Origin of the sequence: Virgibacillus sp. LDC-1 (assembly GCF_030137545.1) — a bacterium.
Classification (GTDB): domain Bacteria; phylum Bacillota; class Bacilli; order Bacillales; family Amphibacillaceae; genus LDC-1.
In genome coordinates this window covers 91,745-110,811 of the sequence record NZ_JARUVL010000003.1, presented here as the reverse complement: position 1 = coordinate 110,811, position 19,067 = coordinate 91,745, and the positions used below count along the sequence as shown (strand labels likewise).

Here is a 19,067-nt window from a genome sequence, read left to right as displayed (position 1 = left end):
TTTGAAGCGGGCAATTGGAGTAATTGACTCCGGAGTAGGTGGATTAACAGTAGCGCACGAGCTTATGCGACAGCTTCCTAAAGAAAGACTAATTTACTTAGGAGACACATTACGCTGTCCTTATGGCCCTAGGTCAAAGAAAGAAATCGTTCAATTCACTTGGGAAATGGTTGATTTTCTCCTTGAAAAAGAAATAAAAATGCTAGTTATTGCTTGTAATACAGCGACGGCTTATACATTGGAAGAATTACAAAAGCAACTAAATATTCCGGTAATTGGTGTGATTCAGCCAGGCGCACGTGCAGCCATTAAAGTAACTAAAAATAATCGCATTGGTATAATTGGAACAGAAGGAACTATTCGTAGTCGTGCATACGCACAAGCATTAACAAGAATAAACGAACATATCATGGTAACTCCGTTAGCTTGCCCTTTATTTGTGCCAATGGTTGAACAAGGTATTTTAGCTGGTCAGCAGGCGTATGATATCGTTGAAAAAAGCCTAATCCCACTTAGGTCGAGTGAAATCGATACGTTGATTCTCGGCTGCACGCATTATCCATTAATTAAAGATATTATTCAGGAAGTATTAGGCTCTGAAGTTTCGCTCATTTCTTCAAGTGAAGAAACAGCAAGGGAAACGAGTATAATTCTTGAATGGAATCATTTATTAAATGATTCAGAAGAAGCACCAAAGCATCAATTTTACACAACCGGCGAATTAGACATATTCACTAAAATAACAGAAGAAATTTTTCATTCTAAAATCGAAAACTTACAAACCGTAATGATCGAAAAAGCGGTAATTTGTTAAACGGGAGCTTAGCTATATGTGGCTCCTGTTTGTTTTTAATTGATATAAAGAAAAGTTAAAAAACTCTCTTTTGACGAGAGTTCTTCTCGTAAATGATCGTCCATTAAAAGGAATGATTTATAAATAGTCGTTTTTCTCGTCAAGATTTATCTTCTCATTCTTCGCAAATTTGGTCTAATTTTACGATGGGCTCGTATATATAATAGTACAAACCATCGTAGGAGGGAATGACATGAAAAAGCGCGGAATATTGCTTTTGTTCCTAATTGGTATCGTTTCAGTTTTACTGACGGGATGCTTTAAAGGGGAGCAATCCATGGAAGAAATTGATCCACCGCAAAATGCAGAAGAAGTAGATAATATGGAGGAAGCAAATCAAACAAAGAAAACAAAAGAAGATGAAAAGGAAACGGATGATGAAGGAAAAACAGAAACAGTTGCCCGTCAGCTGTATTTAATGGATGTAAATGGGATGGTAGCACCTCAGACATTAGATTTACCTATACCGGATTCAAAAGAGGTAGCAAAGCAAGTATTAGAATATCTAGTAAAGGGAGGACCAGTAACCTCATTGCTTCCAAATGGATTTCAGGCTGTACTTCCAGAGGGAACAGAGATTCTTGGATTGCGCTTAGAAAAAGATGGAACAATGATTGTGGACGTTTCGGAAGACTTTAAAAATTATAAGGCAGAAGACGAGACGAAAATTCTCGAAGCAATGACCTTTACCTTAACTCAATTTGAAAATGTAGATCGAATTAAATTATGGATAAATGGTCATCCTCAAAGCGAGATGCCTGTGAATGGAACACCACTTACGGATGGTTACTCCCGAGCAAATGGAATTAATGTATTGAAAACAGATACCGTTGATTTAATTAATAGCAAGCCTGTCACGATGTACTACCCTGCTGAACATAACGAAAATCGATACTATGTTCCAATGACACAGCATGTCGATGTAACAGGGAAAGATATGTATCAAGCAATTGTCGAAGCGATGCTTGATGGACCTGGATACACAACAAATACGGTCCATGTGTTTAATACAGAAGCAGAACTAATTTCAGAACCAGTGTTAAGTGATGGTGTGCTTCAATTAAAATTTAATCAGCAAATTTTAAAGGATAAAGATAAAGCGGTGATTTCTGATGAAGTCATTGAAACAATTGTCCGGACCCTGACAGAACAACAACTAGTTGATGCGGTTGACATTAAAGTGGACAACATTGACAAACTTGTAAATGAAAATGGAGAAGCATATGAGGAACCGGTGTCTAAAAAATCATTTATTCCAAGTGAAAAATTATAAAGGAAATAGAGGCTGACTGCCTCTTCTTTTTTTTTAGGAAATTGTCTTGGAAATTTTTAAGATTATAGGGCGGAAAGGGTTTTGTTGGATGGATTTTTTTCGGCAATCGGACAAAAATATGGTAAGCTAGATGATGAAAATGTTAGGAGGAAGCGTTATGCGTAGTCAACAACGAAACAACAATAGTTTAAGACCAATTTCAATAACGACTAATTTTGTAAAACACCCAGAAGGCTCTGTCCTAATTCAGGTAGGAGATACAAAGGTTATTTGCAATGCAAGTATAGAAGATCGAGTGCCGCCTTTTTTACGAGGACAAGGTAAAGGCTGGATAACTGCAGAGTATTCTATGCTCCCTCGTGCTACCTCACAACGAAATATTAGAGAATCCTCAAAAGGGAAAGTTAGTGGGCGTACGATGGAGATTCAGCGATTGATCGGAAGGGCGCTTCGTTCTGTTGTGAACTTAGATATTATTGGTGAGCGAACAGTTTGGGTGGATTGTGATGTCATTCAAGCAGATGGTGGTACGAGAACCGCATCCATTACAGGTGCCTTTGTTGCTGTTGTGCTTGCTTTTGGAAAACTACTTAATGAGGGGAAAATAACGAAGATGCCTGTAACAGATTTTCTAGCTGCTATTTCGGTAGGTGTTCTTCCAGAAGGTACAGAAGTGCTAGATCTTGATTATGTAGAAGACTCGCAGGCATGTGTTGATATGAATATTGTTATGACTGGTGTGGGAGAGTTTGTTGAAATTCAAGGTACAGGTGAAGAAGCTACCTTTACATATAAGCAACTACAAGCAATGCTTCAGCTTGCAGAGGAAGGCATGAACGAAATTTTCACAATTCAAAAAGAAGCGGTAGGAGAATTAGCATCATATATTGCAAAGGGAAATGGTGATCCATCATGAAGTATGTTGTAATTGCTACAAAAAATAAAGGAAAAGTGATGGAATTCAATCAATTTTTTTCGGAATATGGCATAGATGTGAAGTCTTTATTGGATATGCCAAGTGTACCGGATATTGCAGAAACAGGTAGCACATTTCAGGAAAACGCAGCATTAAAGGCGGAAGAAATCGCTGCTAAATTAGGACAAGCGGTTCTAGCAGATGATTCAGGGCTTATCATTGATGCACTTGATGGCAGACCGGGAATCTTTTCAGCAAGATATGCAGGAGAGCCGAAAAACGATCAAGCCAACCTAGAAAAAGTGTTAAAAGAACTTGAAGGGGTGAGCTTGGAAAAACGGACTGCCCGTTTCATTTGTGTACTTGCTATAAGTGTACCAGGCAAGCAAACCGTTTTTCGTACAGGGTATTGTGAAGGGAAAATCGCCTTGGCTCCACAAGGAGAAAACGGCTTTGGCTACGATCCTATTTTTATTCCTGATGGATATGAAAAAACAATGGCCGAGCTCTCACCGGAAGAGAAGAATTCCATTAGTCATCGAAAAAATGCGATAGACCAGTTGGAAGATTGGGTACAATCACTTGTAAAGGAGGGATAGCTTGAATCAAGCACTGATTATTAGTGATAGTCATGGTATGACAAAAGAAGTGGATACGATTAAAAAAAGACATTCACTCGATCTAATGATTCACTGTGGAGACTCTGAATTAGACATGGATGCACCTATATTGGATAATTTTATTAAAGTAGGTGGGAACTGTGACTTTGATAGTCGGTATCCGAATGATCAATTTTTTACAGTTGGTGGGCTTTCCTTCTTTGTAACCCATGGCCATCTGTATGGAGTCAAAGAAGGATTGACTAGAATTTCTTATAAAGCAGATGAAATGGGCGCACAAGTTATTTGTTTTGGTCATACACATGTAGCTGGAGCCATTAAACAAGGGAATCAGCTTTTTATTAACCCTGGTAGTATTCGTCTTCCAAGGAGAAGGCAGGAAAGAACCTATGCAATCATCGAGTGGGATGAAGGGTTTCAGCATGTACAAGTATCCTTTTATGATATGGATGGTTCACTCGTTCCAGAAATGACTTATCAAACAACATTAAATGGAAATTAATAAACATCATGTCAGTGATTTATGGAAAAAGGATTCTGTTTATAGTTACAGGATCCTTTTCAAGTGTATAAACGAATGTAAATTTTGTTGTTGACAAAAAAAATCAAAGTGCATATAATAAATCTTGTGACCAAAAATGGTACATACATTTTACGGATTACAATGCGGGTGTAGTTTAGTGGTAAAACCTCAGCCACGAGCAAAGTATCCACCGAATAATCGACGAGTTGTTCCGAAGCATTTCCATCACTGAGTTAGCTAGCAGATGCAGGGACATGAATAGAGCGTTACAATTAAATAGGATTCAAAACATTATTATTAATGCGGGTGTAGTTTAGTGGTAAAACCTCAGCCTTCCAAGCTGATGTCGAGGGTTCGATTCCCTTCACCCGCTCCAATATGTCCCAGTAGCTCAGCTGGATAGAGCAACAGCCTTCTAAGCTGTGGGTCGCAGGTTCGAATCCTGCCTGGGACGTTAAACCAAACCTTTATGAACTTCGAGTTCATAAAGGTTTTTGTTTTATGCTGTTCTGATAAAAAATTTTCACACCACTTATACCCATTGGCAATCATGATAGTAATAAAAGTGATGGAGGAATATATAGAGTTGCATCAAAAATTTGATGTGGAAATTGGTACTTCGTTTAATATCACATGAAAAATAAGGGAGCGTTTAGCTCCCTCTTATTTTAAGGATGCGCTTTAGTTAAGGCTGAATTGTTGAGGGCTTACTAGTGGATAGTGAGATGTGAAATAAAAATAACTTAAAAATTAATATCCGTAACCTCCGCCGTAACCACCACCTACAAAGGCAGCACCTACGATAACTAAAAGAATGAAGAGAACAACAATTAAAGCAAAACCAGACCCAGCTCCGTATCCATAACCAGCACTCATACAAACACCTCCTTCCCTTTGATACAACATCCTATGAGAAATGTGTAAGTTCGTGTTGGCAGTTGTCATCATTATAAAAATTATCTGGTTTGCCTCGTGAAATTTAAAGGAGGGTTTCTATTAAAGAAGTCATTTTGATTTTCTTTCTGCCTTCATTACATATTTAATTCTGCAACGAGTAGTCAAAATTCGTAAAAAACAATTAGTGGATAATCACAGGAGAAACATAATAAAAGAAGTTACTTATTTCCCTCATTTGTTGGACTATTTTCAACCCTTCCCTTACTTGCTTTCGTAGTAACTAATCAACACTGTACCAATTATTATAGAAATAAGTCCGCCCAAACTAGAGGTTATTAGAGAAGATTCTTCTGGATAATACATTTTAAATAACTAATTATTACAATATAGATCCATCCAACTAAACGGATTATGGTTTATTTATTCATTTGGATGCATCCTCATGTTAGAAAAAAATGTGATGAAAGTAATAGCATGCGAATTAGTCCACTTATTTATTTGTCGAGATCATTCTTTACAAAGGGCGTGTTTTTAAGCTGCTCCTCTTGAATCTCTAGCTTTATTTTAATAGCGTTTAAATCTTTTAAAATAGCACGTGTATTAAACCAAGCCGCAATTGCCGCAATTGCCGCAATCATGGCTGCTAGCATCAAAGCATTAATTAAAATTACCAAAATATAACACCTCTTTTTACATGTAATTGTACCATATTTAATTAGCAAGCTTTCATATACGATGAAAAAATATAATTTCGAATTCAAAGCAAAAATGAAAAAAATGTGATAATATAAATATATTACGTTGATTCTTGAAAACAATTTACATATTTGCATATGATCTAAAGCTAGAGCGCTTGGAATGTTTAATGAGAAACCGAAATAAATGGTCTCTCATTTTTTATCTTTATCGTCATCTTTTTCTACATTTGAATATAAAATGTTTCACAGTAGCTGGAAGCGGGAATGTATACATTATGTTTTTTTACTTAACAATAAGAAGTGAAGGAGGGGAAATATGAAAAATGATACAGAAAATATCATCCTCTTTCCAAAATGGAGAGAGATACTAGAAGAAAAAGGCTTAAAAGCTTTAAAAGAAAAGCGTTATGAAGAAGCCTTAGAAGCGTTTGAAGAGCTCCTTGACTATGATGTTCAAGGTCATGAAATTATTATTGGGAAGCTCTTATGCTTGATGGAATTAGGAAAACATACGGAAGCCCAGCTTCTCTGTGAAGATGCAATGCATCAAAAGGACGATCATTATTTTCATTATGTACATATATATTTAACTATTTTATTTCAAACAAACCAATATGAATTGTTAATGGAGCAGGTCGAGCATGAACTTAAAGATAGAACACTTCCAGAAATCATGCGAGAACAGTTTCAACAGCTTTACACGATGAGTGAAAAAATGAAAGATGATATTCATATAGAAAAATCAAGCACGTACATAGATGATTTAATGGAAGCAATTGAAGCTAATGATTATAAAACACAATGGCGAACGATTAAGAAGCTGCAGGCACTTGGAGTAGTTCCAGCTTCAAAAGTTGTTGATTTACTGCATAAAGATGGAATGCATCCAGTGATTCAAACAGCTATTTTTCAATGGCTTCAAGCTGAAAAGTATCCTTATTTAGTCCATATACATAAGCTAGGAATGGAATTAGATGTGAAACCTATCGACATACCCGAAATTGAAGTACACCTAACAGTGAAGCAAGTGCTCTTTATAATAAGTAAATTGGAACAGTCGAATCCAACTCTCTATGAATTAATAGTTAGACTTCTTTATCGATATTTGTATGTGAAATATCCTTTTTTTCCTGCAAATGAAGATACACCACAAATAGCTAAGGCATTGGAAATATTAGGAGAGCAATATTTTATGGGGAAAGTGGAAGAAGAAATAAATCTAGATGATAGAACGCAAAAATATATAGAAGAAATTACAATATGCGAAAAACTATATTTAAGCATTATAGAAGACTAGGAAATCTTAACGATAAATGCTTGAAAGGCTTGTCAATTATGTTATAATGAAATGGTTGTAAATTTGAGTCTGCAGTGAAGATCCTTGAATGATATACAATGGATAAGAAGCGTATCATATTGGAGGCTTTTTTTCGATATGTATACATAGTGTTATTGCAGTAATCCTTGATGTTTAGCGCCATACCAAATCAGATTAGCTGATGACATGTGCAGCTGTTTATCGAAATAATAGTGTTGGAGGGAAATAGTTATGTCAGTAAAATGGGATAAAAAAGAAGGAAATGAAGGTGTTTTAACTTTTGAAGTTAGCGCCGAAGATTTTGAAGGTGCTTTGGATAAAGCATTTAAAAAAGTTGTGAAAAAAGTTCAAGTACCTGGATTCCGTAAAGGAAAGATTCCACGTAATATGTTTGAAAAGCGTTTTGGTGCAGAATCATTGTATCAAGATGCAATTGATATCGTTCTACCAGAAGCATACACGAAAGCTGTAGACGAAGCTGGAATTGAACCAGTCGACCAACCAGAAATCGATATTGATGATATCGAACGTGGAAAGAGTCTTGTATTCACAGCAACAGTAACAGTAAAGCCAGAAGTAAAGCTTGGTGATTATAAAGATCTTGAAGTAGAAAAACAAGATGTTACTGTGACAGATGAAGATGTAGACCATGAGCTAGAGCATCAACGTGAACGCTTTGCGGAGCTTGTTGTAAAAGAAGAAGGTGCTGTAGAACAAGGTGATACGGTAGTAATCGATTTTGAAGGGTTTATTGATGGAGAAGCTTTTGAGGGTGGAAAAGGTGAAAACCATTCATTAGAAATTGGTTCTGGTCAGTTTATCCCAGGCTTCGAAGATCAGCTTGTTGGTAAAACAGCTGGGGAAGATACTGAAGTGCAATTAACATTCCCAGAAGATTATCATGCAGAAGAATTTGCAGGTAAAGAAGCTACCTTCAAAGTGAAAATCCATGAAATCAAAATGAAAGAATTACCAGAGCTTGATGATGAATTTGCTAAAGATGTTGATGAGAACGTTGAATCGCTTGAAGAATTAAAGAGCAAGAAAAAAGAAGAGCTAGAAGCACAGAAGAAGCAAAATGCTGAAAATGCAACGCGCGAAACGTTAATTGAAAAAGCTACAGACAATGCTGAAGTAGAAATTCCTGAAGCAATGGTCGATACAGAGCTTGACCGTATGATGAAGGAGTTTGAACAACGCCTTCAAATGCAAGGGATGACAATGGATATGTATTTCCAGTTCTCAGGTCAAGATGAAGCGGCTTTAAAAGAGCAAATGAAAGACGATGCACAAAAACGTGTGAAAACAAATCTTGTACTTGAAGCAATTGCTGCAACTGAAAAGCTAGAAGCTTCTGAAGAAGATATAGATGCAGAGCTAGAAAAGATGGCAGGCATGTATAGTGTGGAAAAAGATCAGCTAGTTCAAATGCTTGGTGGTAATACGAATATGCTTAAAGAAGATCTTAAAGTTCAAAAATCAATTGAATTTTTAGTTGAGCATAGCAAAACTGTTTAATACGAATAAGTTTAGATTAAGTTGGAAATGGTAATGATAACAAGGTGCGAGTGAATCGCACCTTGTTTTGCACTATAAAACGTAAATGTGAATACGTTTGGCAACATTTTTCTCCATAAGTACATAGGATAATTTGTAGAATGAAAAACGAAATGGAATTATCCACCACGTCATACAATAAACAATACGGATGATTTGACTTTTGAAAAAACTCCTCCATAATAAAAACATAAAATAATAATTGAAAAGGATATAGAAACAAAATACACAGCTTTAAGAAGTATTTTGTTTTGTTTTCCATTTTTGTTTTGATATGATTACATTAAGCTATTCTAAATTGTTGGTTAAATGAAGATACACATTAGGGGTGAAAAGCGAATGTTTAAGTTTAATGAAGAAAAAGGACAATTAAAATGTTCATTTTGTGGAAAAAGCCAAGAACAGGTTCGTAAGCTAGTTGCTGGTCCAGGCGTTTATATATGTGATGAATGTATTGAGCTCTGTACAGAAATCGTAGAAGAAGAACTCGGAACAGAAGAAGAATCGGAATTTAAAGAAGTTCCAAAGCCAAAGGAAATTTGCGAAATTCTTGATGATTACGTTATTGGTCAAGAAAAAGCAAAGAAAAACTTATCTGTTGCTGTTTATAACCATTATAAGCGTATCAATTCAGTTAAGAATTCAGAAGATGTTGAGCTATCTAAAAGTAATATCGCAATGATTGGACCGACAGGAAGTGGGAAAACACTTCTCGCACAAACGCTTGCTCGGATTTTGAATGTTCCTTTTGCGATGGCTGATGCAACGTCATTGACAGAAGCTGGTTATGTAGGGGAGGATGTAGAAAATATTCTCTTAAAGCTTATTCAAGCTGCTGATTATGATGTTGAAAAAGCAGAAAAAGGAATTATTTACATTGATGAAATTGATAAAGTTGCGCGCAAGTCAGAAAATCCATCTATTACGCGAGATGTTTCTGGTGAAGGTGTACAGCAAGCTTTATTAAAAATATTAGAGGGAACGGTTGCAAGTGTGCCGCCTCAAGGTGGTCGAAAGCATCCACATCAAGAATTCATTCAGATTGATACAACAAATGTGCTCTTTATCTGTGGTGGTGCATTTGACGGTATCGAACAAATTATTAAGCGTCGTCTTGGTAAAAAAGTGATTGGTTTTGGAGCAAACACAGAAAACCAAGAAATGGACAAAGGCAAGCTTCTTTCAAAAGTATTACCGGAAGACCTTTTACGTTTCGGTCTTATTCCAGAATTTATTGGAAGATTGCCGGTAATTGGTAGCTTAGAGCCGCTAGATGAGGAAGCATTGGTAGAAATTTTAACAAAACCAAAAAATGCTTTAGTAAAACAATATGTAAAGCTATTTCAAATGGATGATGTTGAACTTGAATTTGAAGACGAAGCACTTGTTGAAATTGCTAAAAAGGCAATTGAACGAAAAACTGGTGCCAGAGGACTTCGGTCCATCATCGAAAGCATCATGCTCGATGTGATGTTTGAGCTTCCTTCACGAGATGATATTGAAAAATGTATTATTACGAAAGAAACAGTTACAGAGGAAGATGGAAGTCCGAAGCTTGTATTTAATGATGGAACCGTACAAAAAGGTAACGAAAAATTGCCAAAGGAAAGTGCATAATCGAATAAATATCGATTTTGGCATATGAGGACTGACTTGGCTTACTGAATCCTTCTAACTACAAGATGGAAGGCTATGTAACCCCTAGTCAGTCTTTTTCGTTATCTAAGATTATAGGATGATCAATCACGTCGAGATCTCTTAATGCAGAGTTTAGGAATAGCAACGAAGGTTATACTACGGATTAGATGCAACACCTGTTTTACTTTTGATACAATCGATTATACATACAGTCATGGAGGTACAATTATGCATAAAGATTCTAACCGTCTTCCTCTTCTTCCATTGCGAGGATTACTCGTTTTTCCAACGATGGTACTCCATTTAGATGTAGGACGAGATAAGTCAATTGCTGCTTTAGAAAAAGCAATGATGGAGGATCAGCGAATTTTCCTTGCTGCCCAAAAAAAAGTGAGCGTCGACGATCCGAAAAAAGAAGACATCTATCACGTTGGAACAATAGCAAAGGTTAATCAAATGTTAAAGCTCCCAAACGGTACAATTCGAGTACTCGTTGAAGGCTTGAATAGAGGGTCAATTGTTCAATATGTAGACGATGATGATTCGTTTTTAGTAGATATAGAAATAATGGAAGATATCGATGGAGATCCACATGAAGAGGAGGCGTTAATGCGTTCTCTATTAAGTCAATTTGAACAATATTTAAAGCTATCTCGAAAAATCACGCAGGAAACATTTGCAACTGTTTCAGATATTGAAGAACCAGGTAGACTTGCAGATATTGTAACATCACATCTTCCTTTAAAGCTGAAAGAAAAGCAAGAGCTGCTTGAAACGATCGCTATTGTTGAACGACTTCAAAAGCTAATAAAACTAATATCAAATGAACAAAAAGTTCTGGATTTAGAGAAGAAGATTGGACAACAAGTAAAAAGCTCAATTGAAAAAACACAAAAAGAATACTATTTACGGGAACAGCTTAAAGCAATACAAAATGAGCTAGGTGAAAAGGATGGCAAGAGTGGGGAAATCACCCAGTTAAGAGAGCGTATTGCACAATCTAATATGCCTGAACGCATATTAGAGGTTGCGTATAAAGAGCTTGAACGGTACGAAAGAATCCCACAAAGCTCCGGAGAGAGCGCTGTTATTCGCAATTATCTTGATTGGCTATTAGCATTGCCTTGGACTGAAAAGACAAAAGATAATATCCATATTGACCGTGCAAAAAAGATATTAGATAAGGATCATTATGGATTGGATAAAGTTAAAGAACGCATATTAGAATATTTGGCCGTACAAAAGCTAACGAATGCGATTAAAGGTCCAATTCTTTGTCTGGTAGGTCCTCCAGGTGTTGGAAAAACATCCTTAGCGAAATCGATTGCTTCATCAATTGAACGGAATTTCGTCCGCATTTCCCTTGGTGGTGTTCGAGATGAGGCAGAAATAAGAGGGCATCGAAGAACCTATATAGGAGCGATGCCAGGTAGAATAATTCAAGGTATGAAAAAAGCGAAGACGGTAAATCCAGTCTTTTTACTTGATGAAATTGATAAGATGGCGAACGATTTTCGCGGAGATCCTGCCTCTGCCATGCTAGAAGTATTAGATCCAGAGCAAAATAATAATTTTAGCGATCATTTTATTGAGGAGACATATGATCTTTCAAATGTGTTATTTATCGCTACAGCGAATTATGTAAATAACATTCCTCGCCCCTTATTGGATCGCATGGAGCTTATTTCTATTTCAGGATACACGGAAGTAGAAAAACTTCATATTGCCAAAGAGCATTTACTTCCAAAGCAGTTAAAAGAAAATGGCTTGAAAAAAGGTAATTTACAAATTAGAGACGAAGCGATTGTTGAATTAGTTCGAACGTATACGAGAGAAGCGGGGGTTCGTAATTTAGAAAGACAGATTGCTACCTTATGTAGAAAAGCCGCTAAGATTATTATCTCAGAGGATAAGAAACGAATTATTGTTACGAAAAAAACGTTAGAAGATTTGCTTGGAAAGCCTATTTACCGTTATGGTCAAATGGAGAAGGAAGATCAGATTGGAACAGCTACTGGCTTGGCATACACTGCTGCAGGAGGAGACACGCTTTCGATTGAAGTCTCTCATTACCCTGGAAAAGGGAAGCTCATTCTTACTGGTAAGCTTGGCGAAGTAATGCGTGAATCAGCTCAAGCTGCATTTAGCTATATTCGTTCTAGAGCAGAAGAGCTCAACGTGGACCCTGATTTTCATGAGAAATATGATATTCATATCCATGTGCCAGAAGGAGCAACACCAAAGGATGGTCCTTCTGCGGGAATTACGATGGCGACAGCACTTGTTTCTGCGCTAAGTGGACGAGCGGTTCGTAAGGATGTTGGAATGACAGGAGAAATAACCTTGCGTGGTCGAGTGCTCCCAATCGGAGGATTAAAAGAAAAATCGATGAGTGCACATCGAGCTGGGATTACAACAATTATTATTCCAAAAGAAAACGAGCGCGATATCGATGACATTCCAGCTAGTGTTCAGAACGATTTAACCTTTATTCCTGTGGATCATTTAGATGCCGTATTAAAACATGCATTGGTGGGGGAAAAATCATGAAAATAACAAGTGCAGAAATTATTATTAGTGCGGTTAGTCAAAAACAATATCCGAATGATCGCTTACCTGAAATCGCTTTAGCGGGTCGATCAAATGTTGGGAAATCCTCTTTTATTAATAAATTGATTACCCGCAAAAATCTTGCCAGAACATCATCAAAGCCAGGGAAAACACAGACGTTAAATTTTTATAAAATTAATGAACAATTTTATTTTGTAGATGTTCCTGGCTATGGCTATGCAAAGGTTTCTAAAAAGGAACGTGAAAAATGGGGCCATATGATGGAGGAATATTTCCAATTAAGAGAAACGTTAAAGGCTGTAGTACTTATTACAGACATACGCCATTCTCCTACTCGAGATGATATTCAAATGTATGAATTTGTGAAATACTTTGATCTTCCAGTAATTGTAGTTGGAACGAAGCTAGATAAAATTCCTAAAAATAAAAAAGCAAGTCATCTAAAGCGACTCATTAACGAGATGGGGATTCAAAAAGGAGATCCAGTCGTGTTATTTTCAGCTGAAACGGGAGAAGGAAAAGATGAGGCTTGGGGGCTAATCAAGCACTATTTATCTATTTCATAGGTATTCGTTATAAAATATGAATGATTAATTCTATAAAGCACGGCTCCTTCCATCGATAGTGGGAAGAGCTGTGCTTTTTGGTGATTCTATTCTACGAGTTCAGGTGTATCCGAGAGTAAATTGCACGATAATTAAGTATATTAGAGATATTATATCGACATCACGTATAAACTAGCTATAGGCATTAATATCAGAAAATACCAAATTAGTTAATTGGAAAGACTATTGCTATAATTTTTATAGACACATAATTTGTGTCTTTCGTTTTCAAAATATATGAAAAGATGGACAAGGAAAGGAAGAATTTCGATTGAAAAAACTGAATTTTTTGATACTTATCGCTTTATTTACGATTCTCCTGACGGCTTGTGGAGAGGAAAAAGACAAAGAGACAAGTGCGGAACAAGGTGAAAGTGATTATAATCTTGTGAAGGAAGGAAGCTTTACATTTGCTGCATCTGGTGAGTTTAAGCCGTTTAGCTATGTTGAAGCAGACGGTAAAATGACTGGGTTTGATATTGAAGTTGGCAATGCCATTGCAGAAGAGCTAGGACTTGATCCTGTTCAAAAAAGATATAAATTTTCTGCCATTGTAGAAGGTGTGAAAACAGGAAGGTTCGATGCTGCAGTTGCGAGTCATACGATTACACCTGAACGCTCCGAAAATGTCGATTTTTCCACCCCATATTATTATTCCGGTGCCCAAATCTTCGTTAGACCAGACAGTGACCTAGAGAAGTTGGACGATTTAGAAGGTCTAGAAATCGGACTATCTAAAGGCTCTACATATACCGAATATGCAGAGCAAGTAACAGATAATATTAAAACCTATGATAGTGATGTAGTAGCCCTTCAGGCATTAGAAAAAGGACATCATGATGCAGTTATTACCGATTTCCTGACAGGAAAAGAGGCAATCGCAAGTGGATTGAAAATAGAAGGAAAAGATTTAATTGAAAGAAGTGAACAAGCAGTTGCGGTCTCTAAAGATAATCCCGAGCTTCTAAAAGCAGTGAATGATGCACTAGAAACACTTCGAGAAGACGGAACACTGAAATCACTTAGTGAAAAATACTTTGATGCAGATATAACCGAAGAACCGAAATAAAGTTGTTCGTATATGAAAAAGTGGATACTGCCCTTTATCCAAGTGATGAAGGGCTATTTTAAACGGTTACTAGAATGATAACTATTCTCGGTATATCGTTGTTTAATTCATAGATACAGTAGGAGATGAATAATGTGTTTGAAGATTTTATTAGCTATTTTGGCCATTTATGGCAAACCTTTATTGACAGTAAGTGGCTATTTTTAGAAGCCACCCTTTTAACATTAAAATTGACTGCAATTTCTATTTTTATTGCTATTTTTATCGGATTATTATTTGCCTTGCTAAAGATCACTAAAATTAAGCTGTTTGTTTGGTTGGCAAATACGTATATCTTTGTCGTGCGAGGGACACCACTTATTGTGCAAATTTTTATATTCTATTATGGTTTATCCTATGGTCCATTGCAAATAAGTGGATTTTGGTCTGCGGTTCTAGGATTAGCATTCCATAACGGGGCATATATCGCAGAAATATTTCGAGGCTCCATTCAATCGATTGGTAACGGGCAAACAGAGGCAGGTCGTTCAATAGGAATGACAAGCTGGCAAACGATGAAGCGTATTGTATTGCCGCAAGCTTTTCGGCGCGCACTTCCCCCTCTTGGTAACCAATTTATAATCGGTTTAAAGGATTCCTCTTTGGCAGCATTTGTTGGATTAGCTGAGATATTTAATGTGTCAACAACAATGGGGTCAAATACGTTTGATTTTATGACCTGGCTATTAATTAGTGCAATCTATTATTTGCTTTTAGTTTTCCTATTAACGTTATTAGTAAGTTATACAGAGAAGAAACTAGCTGTAAGTGATTAAGGAGGACCTGGAAATGGAAAAGCAGAAGGAAATGATTCGCGTAGAAAAGCTGAATAAATATTTTGGTGATTTACACGTTTTAAAGGATATTAATCTAACCGTAGGAGAAAGTGATGTCGTTGTTTTAATCGGGGCTAGTGGATCTGGAAAAAGTACGTTACTTCGCTGCTTAAATTTTTTAGAGATTAAAACGAGTGGAACAATCCAAATCGAAGAAGAAACGGTTGAGCCTACCAAAACAAATTTAAATAAGATTCGTCAAAGGGTTGGGATGGTTTTTCAGCATTTTAATTTATTCCCACATAAAACCGTACTTCAGAATGTTATAGAAGGACCTATTCAAGTAAACAAAGTACCAAAAGCAACTGCGATTCAAGAAGGAAAGGAACTCTTGGAAAAGGTTGGCTTGTCTGATAAAGCCAATGTATATCCTTCTAAACTATCTGGTGGACAAAAACAGCGCGTTGCGATTGCAAGATCATTAGCAATGAAGCCGGATATTATGCTGTTTGATGAACCAACATCAGCGTTAGACCCTGAGTTAGTAGGAGAAGTGCTCACAACGATGAAGGAACTTGCCAATGAAGGAATGACTATGGTGGTTGTAACGCATGAGATGGGGTTTGCTCGTGAGGTAGGAGATTGGGTTGTGTATATGCATGATGGAAAAATTATTGAATATGGAAAACCAAACGAGTTATTTGATCAACCGAAAGAAGAAAGAACGCAAGAATTTCTAGGCTCTATTCTTTAAAATGAAATAAATCAAGCTCTTTAGCTTGATTTATTTCTTTTTTAATAAGTAAAGACCGACTATAATAAGTGCAATTGGCCAATATAACTCTATATAGGAAATGAGATCATATATCCAGTGAAACCATGCAGGTAGTTGGATTGAAAAAATAATCAAAAGAGACAAACCAACTAAAATAGCGCCAGGTAATAATCCCTCTTTCGTTTTGAAAAAACGCACGAAGAATGCAAGCCCAACAATTAATGGAAAGACAGCCCAATGATCAATCCAGAATGGGTAATGCTGAACCCCGTGAAAGTGAATACCGATTCCTAATAAAATTGTTCCAGGAAACAGATTATTATAATCTCTTGTTGAATAGCCATGCACTAAAAAGGCTATTCCCAAAATAATTAAAAGTGTTGGCCATGAATAGAAATCGGTAAATATTGGAATCTTTAATTGTCTCAGCAAGTAATAAACGCCAATGCCAATTAGCACATATGCTACAAAAATTTGCTGTTTTTTCATCGTATCCCCCGCTTAACTCCCTTTTAATAAGGTTTTCTTGCTTCCACAAACTGGTTGTGGTAGAGTTCCATTTAGAGTGTTATATACGATTAATCGTACCATATTGTTTCAATTTCTGTTCACATAATTTACATAGTGGACACAGTTGTTATGTTATAATTTATATAAATAAGTATTAGCATGCGATAAGGATGGTCTTGAACCTCTTCAAGATTTATTGGAGGAGATTAGGTGCATATTATAAAAGTGGGATTCAATCATAAAATAGCTCCAGTTGAAATAAGAGAAAAGATGACTTTTCCAGAAAACGAGCTTGCGAATGCAATAACTTCCTTGAATAACGAAAAAAGCGTATTGGAAAATGTTATTGTCTCTACTTGTAACCGTACGGAAATTTTTGCAGTTGTAGATCAGCTTCATACAGGTCGCTATTATATTAAGTCATTTTTAGAAAAATGGTTTCAAATGGAAAAGGAAAGCTTTGTCTCCTATTTACACATTGAAGAAAACGAGCATGCAATAGAGCATCTTTTTCAACTAGTTGCTGGACTCGATTCTATGGTTCTAGGAGAAACCCAAATTCTAGGACAAGTACGTGATGCCTTTTTAACTGCTCAACAAGCACAGGCAACAGGTACCATTTTTAATGAGTTATTTAAACAGGCGATTAGCTTCGCGAAGCGTGCGCATAGTGAAACAGCGATTGGAGAAAATGCAGTTTCCGTTAGCTATGCAGCGGTGGAGCTTGCGAAGAAAATCTTTGGCAAAATTCACGAAATGCATGTTGTTATTTTAGGTGCTGGAAAAATGGGAGAGTTGGCGGCAAAGAACTTACATGGATCTGGTGTGCATCGTATTACAGTTGTAAATCGCACGCTATCAAAGGCAGAAGAACTTGCCAAGACCTTTCATGGAAAAGCTGCTGCCATCACAGATTTGCAGCAAATATTAATCGATGCAGATATATTAATTAGCTCTACTGGATCAGATTCTGTTGTACTGTCAAAGGAAGAATTAGCACCAGTACAAAAAAAGCGGAAAGGCCGGCCACTATTTTTAGTGGATATAGCTGTTCCAAGGGACATTGATCCAACGATAGGTAGTTTAGACAATGTGTTTTTATACGATATCGATGATCTGCAGCATATTGTCGATGAAAATTTGGCCGCACGAGAAGCTGCAGCGATAAAGATAAAATCAATGATCGGTTTGGAATTAGAAGTGTTTAATAATTGGTTAACAACATTAGGGGTCGTTCCAGTTATTTCAGCATTACGGCAAAAGGCATTGACAATACAAGCAGAAACAATGAAGAGTATTGAACGCAAAATGCCTGACCTTACAGAACGTGAGAAGAAAGTGTTAAGCAAGCATACGAAAAGTATTATTAATCAATTGCTAAAAGATCCAATAACGCAGGCAAAGGAGCTTGCTGGAAAGGACGATCCTGAACAAGCCTTAGCTTTGTTTATTAATATTTTTGGAATTGAAAAAGAGGTTGCAGCAGAGAAAAATAAACACACAAAAAAAAATGAAAAAATGATTGAATCCAATCCGAATTCATCCTTTTCTTCTCTTGAAAGAATGCCAACGAATTAATGAAGAAAGGATTCTGTGAGTGGTTGTTATGAAGCTTGCATATGAAATGGTTATTGCGATATATGGCCTTAGCTTGATAGGTTATTTTATTGACTTTATTCAACATAACCGGAAGGTAAATCGAATTGCCTTCTGGTTACTTTGTATGGTTTGGATTATTCAAGCCGTTTTTTTATTTAGTGTGTTGATCAAAGAACAGCGCTTTCCTATTCAAACATTAACGGATAGTTTATTTTTTTATAGCTGGACACTTGTAACGTTTTCTTTAATTATTAATAAATTCTTCAGAATGCATTTTATTGTTTTGTTTACCAACTTATTCGGTTTCTTTATGCTGCTTCTCTATATTCTTTCGAGCGCAAAGCAAACGATGGGAAGTGGTGGAGTAGAATTAGTAAATGAAATTCTGGTGACGCATATTACACTTGCGGTCATCTCCTACAGTTTTTTTACATTATCGTTTATTTTTTCTTTGATATACATCATGCAATATCGTTTTTTAAAAAAGAAAAAAGGGTTAAAATGGATACGGAAGCTAGGCGATCTAAATCAGATGGATGATTATTCCTATAAATCTGTAACGATTGGTGTACCATTACTTTTGATTGGCCTCACCCTTGGAATTGTCTGGGCTCATGTATCAAATGATGAATTTTATTGGTTTGATATAAAGACGATTGGTTCTATTTTTCTTTTATTTGTGTATGCGGGTTATTTATTTTTACGTTTGGTTCGTGGTTATCAGGGGAAGACGATTGCCTTATATAATTCAGCAGCTTTCTTAATTTTACTAATTAATTTCTTTTTATTTAGCTTACTATCCAACTTTCACTTTTAATAAGGGGGCATTA

General features: G+C 36.4%; 18 protein-coding genes and 2 tRNA genes. 17 read left to right on the top strand and 3 right to left on the bottom strand.

The window, feature by feature from the left end:
- Position 1: 1 nt before the first annotated feature.
- The 7 genes from racE (at position 2) to QBK89_RS04115 (ending at position 4,639) form a co-directional block, all read left to right on the top strand.
- Positions 2-814, top strand: coding sequence for a glutamate racemase (gene racE / locus QBK89_RS04145; protein ID WP_284139758.1), 813 nt, complete (start codon positions 2-4; stop codon positions 812-814).
- Between the two features lie 232 nt (positions 815-1,046).
- Positions 1,047-2,126, top strand: coding sequence for a GerMN domain-containing protein (locus QBK89_RS04140; RefSeq protein ID WP_284139757.1), 1,080 nt, complete (start codon positions 1,047-1,049; stop codon positions 2,124-2,126).
- A gap of 157 nt (positions 2,127-2,283) precedes the next feature.
- Complete coding sequence (gene rph, locus QBK89_RS04135) at positions 2,284-3,042, top strand: ribonuclease PH (RefSeq protein WP_284139756.1); 759 nt, start codon at positions 2,284-2,286, stop codon at positions 3,040-3,042.
- On the top strand, positions 3,039-3,641 hold the full coding sequence (locus tag QBK89_RS04130; RefSeq protein WP_284139755.1) for an XTP/dITP diphosphatase: 603 nt from the start codon (positions 3,039-3,041) through the stop codon (positions 3,639-3,641). The genes rph and QBK89_RS04130 overlap by 4 nt, the downstream gene beginning before the upstream one ends.
- Before the next feature lies 1 nt (position 3,642).
- Positions 3,643-4,164: a metallophosphoesterase family protein gene (locus QBK89_RS04125; protein ID WP_284139754.1), complete on the top strand. Its 522-nt coding sequence runs from the start codon at positions 3,643-3,645 to the stop codon at positions 4,162-4,164.
- 323 nt (positions 4,165-4,487) lie between these two features.
- Positions 4,488-4,561, top strand: a tRNA-Gly gene (locus QBK89_RS04120).
- A 4-nt stretch (positions 4,562-4,565) separates the two neighbouring features.
- Positions 4,566-4,639, top strand: a tRNA-Arg gene (locus tag QBK89_RS04115).
- A 296-nt stretch (positions 4,640-4,935) separates the two neighbouring features.
- Here the strand turns inward: QBK89_RS04115 and QBK89_RS04110 are convergent.
- The gene (locus QBK89_RS04110) at positions 4,936-5,061 is read right to left on the bottom strand and encodes a YjcZ family sporulation protein (RefSeq protein WP_284139753.1); all 126 of its coding nucleotides are present in this window, start codon (positions 5,059-5,061) and stop codon (positions 4,936-4,938) included.
- 515 nt (positions 5,062-5,576) lie between these two features.
- Positions 5,577-5,756, bottom strand: a complete 180-nt coding sequence (locus QBK89_RS04105) for a hypothetical protein (RefSeq protein WP_284139752.1) — start codon at positions 5,754-5,756, stop codon at positions 5,577-5,579.
- A gap of 340 nt (positions 5,757-6,096) precedes the next feature.
- On the opposite strand from QBK89_RS04105, the gene QBK89_RS04100 reads away from it, so the two are divergent.
- The 8 genes from QBK89_RS04100 to QBK89_RS04065 all read left to right on the top strand — a co-directional run bounded on the left by QBK89_RS04100 (position 6,097) and on the right by QBK89_RS04065 (position 16,107).
- Complete coding sequence (locus QBK89_RS04100; RefSeq protein ID WP_284139751.1) at positions 6,097-7,077, top strand: tetratricopeptide repeat protein; 981 nt, start codon at positions 6,097-6,099, stop codon at positions 7,075-7,077.
- Positions 7,078-7,329: 252 nt separating this feature from the next.
- Complete coding sequence (gene tig / locus QBK89_RS04095; RefSeq protein ID WP_284139750.1) at positions 7,330-8,616, top strand: trigger factor; 1,287 nt, start codon at positions 7,330-7,332, stop codon at positions 8,614-8,616.
- Between the two features lie 378 nt (positions 8,617-8,994).
- Positions 8,995-10,272 (top strand): ATP-dependent protease ATP-binding subunit ClpX, encoded by a 1,278-nt coding sequence (gene clpX, locus QBK89_RS04090; protein ID WP_284139749.1) that lies wholly within the window; start codon positions 8,995-8,997, stop codon positions 10,270-10,272.
- Positions 10,273-10,521: 249 nt separating this feature from the next.
- Positions 10,522-12,843, top strand: a complete 2,322-nt coding sequence (gene lon / locus QBK89_RS04085; protein WP_284139748.1) for an endopeptidase La — start codon at positions 10,522-10,524, stop codon at positions 12,841-12,843.
- The gene (gene yihA, locus QBK89_RS04080) at positions 12,840-13,430 is read left to right on the top strand and encodes a ribosome biogenesis GTP-binding protein YihA/YsxC (protein WP_284139747.1); all 591 of its coding nucleotides are present in this window, start codon (positions 12,840-12,842) and stop codon (positions 13,428-13,430) included. Before lon ends, yihA begins: the two co-directional genes overlap by 4 nt.
- 310 nt (positions 13,431-13,740) lie before the next feature.
- Complete coding sequence (locus QBK89_RS04075; protein WP_284139746.1) at positions 13,741-14,538, top strand: transporter substrate-binding domain-containing protein; 798 nt, start codon at positions 13,741-13,743, stop codon at positions 14,536-14,538.
- A 149-nt stretch (positions 14,539-14,687) separates the two neighbouring features.
- Positions 14,688-15,353, top strand: a complete 666-nt coding sequence (locus tag QBK89_RS04070; RefSeq protein ID WP_443089751.1) for an amino acid ABC transporter permease — start codon at positions 14,688-14,690, stop codon at positions 15,351-15,353.
- 13 nt (positions 15,354-15,366) lie between these two features.
- Positions 15,367-16,107, top strand: coding sequence for an amino acid ABC transporter ATP-binding protein (locus QBK89_RS04065; RefSeq protein ID WP_284139744.1), 741 nt, complete (start codon positions 15,367-15,369; stop codon positions 16,105-16,107).
- A gap of 30 nt (positions 16,108-16,137) precedes the next feature.
- Here the strand turns inward: QBK89_RS04065 and QBK89_RS04060 are convergent, their stop codons facing one another.
- Positions 16,138-16,617, bottom strand: a complete 480-nt coding sequence (locus tag QBK89_RS04060; protein ID WP_284139743.1) for a LiaI-LiaF-like domain-containing protein — start codon at positions 16,615-16,617, stop codon at positions 16,138-16,140.
- A gap of 231 nt (positions 16,618-16,848) precedes the next feature.
- Here QBK89_RS04060 and hemA point away from each other — a divergent pair, with 231 nt between their 5' ends.
- Both hemA and QBK89_RS04050 read left to right on the top strand, forming a co-directional pair.
- Positions 16,849-18,216 (top strand): glutamyl-tRNA reductase, encoded by a 1,368-nt coding sequence (hemA, locus tag QBK89_RS04055; RefSeq protein ID WP_284139742.1) that lies wholly within the window; start codon positions 16,849-16,851, stop codon positions 18,214-18,216.
- Positions 18,217-18,244: 28 nt separating this feature from the next.
- Positions 18,245-19,054, top strand: coding sequence for a cytochrome C assembly family protein (locus QBK89_RS04050; protein WP_330948659.1), 810 nt, complete (start codon positions 18,245-18,247; stop codon positions 19,052-19,054).
- The last annotated feature ends 13 nt before the right edge of the window (positions 19,055-19,067 follow it).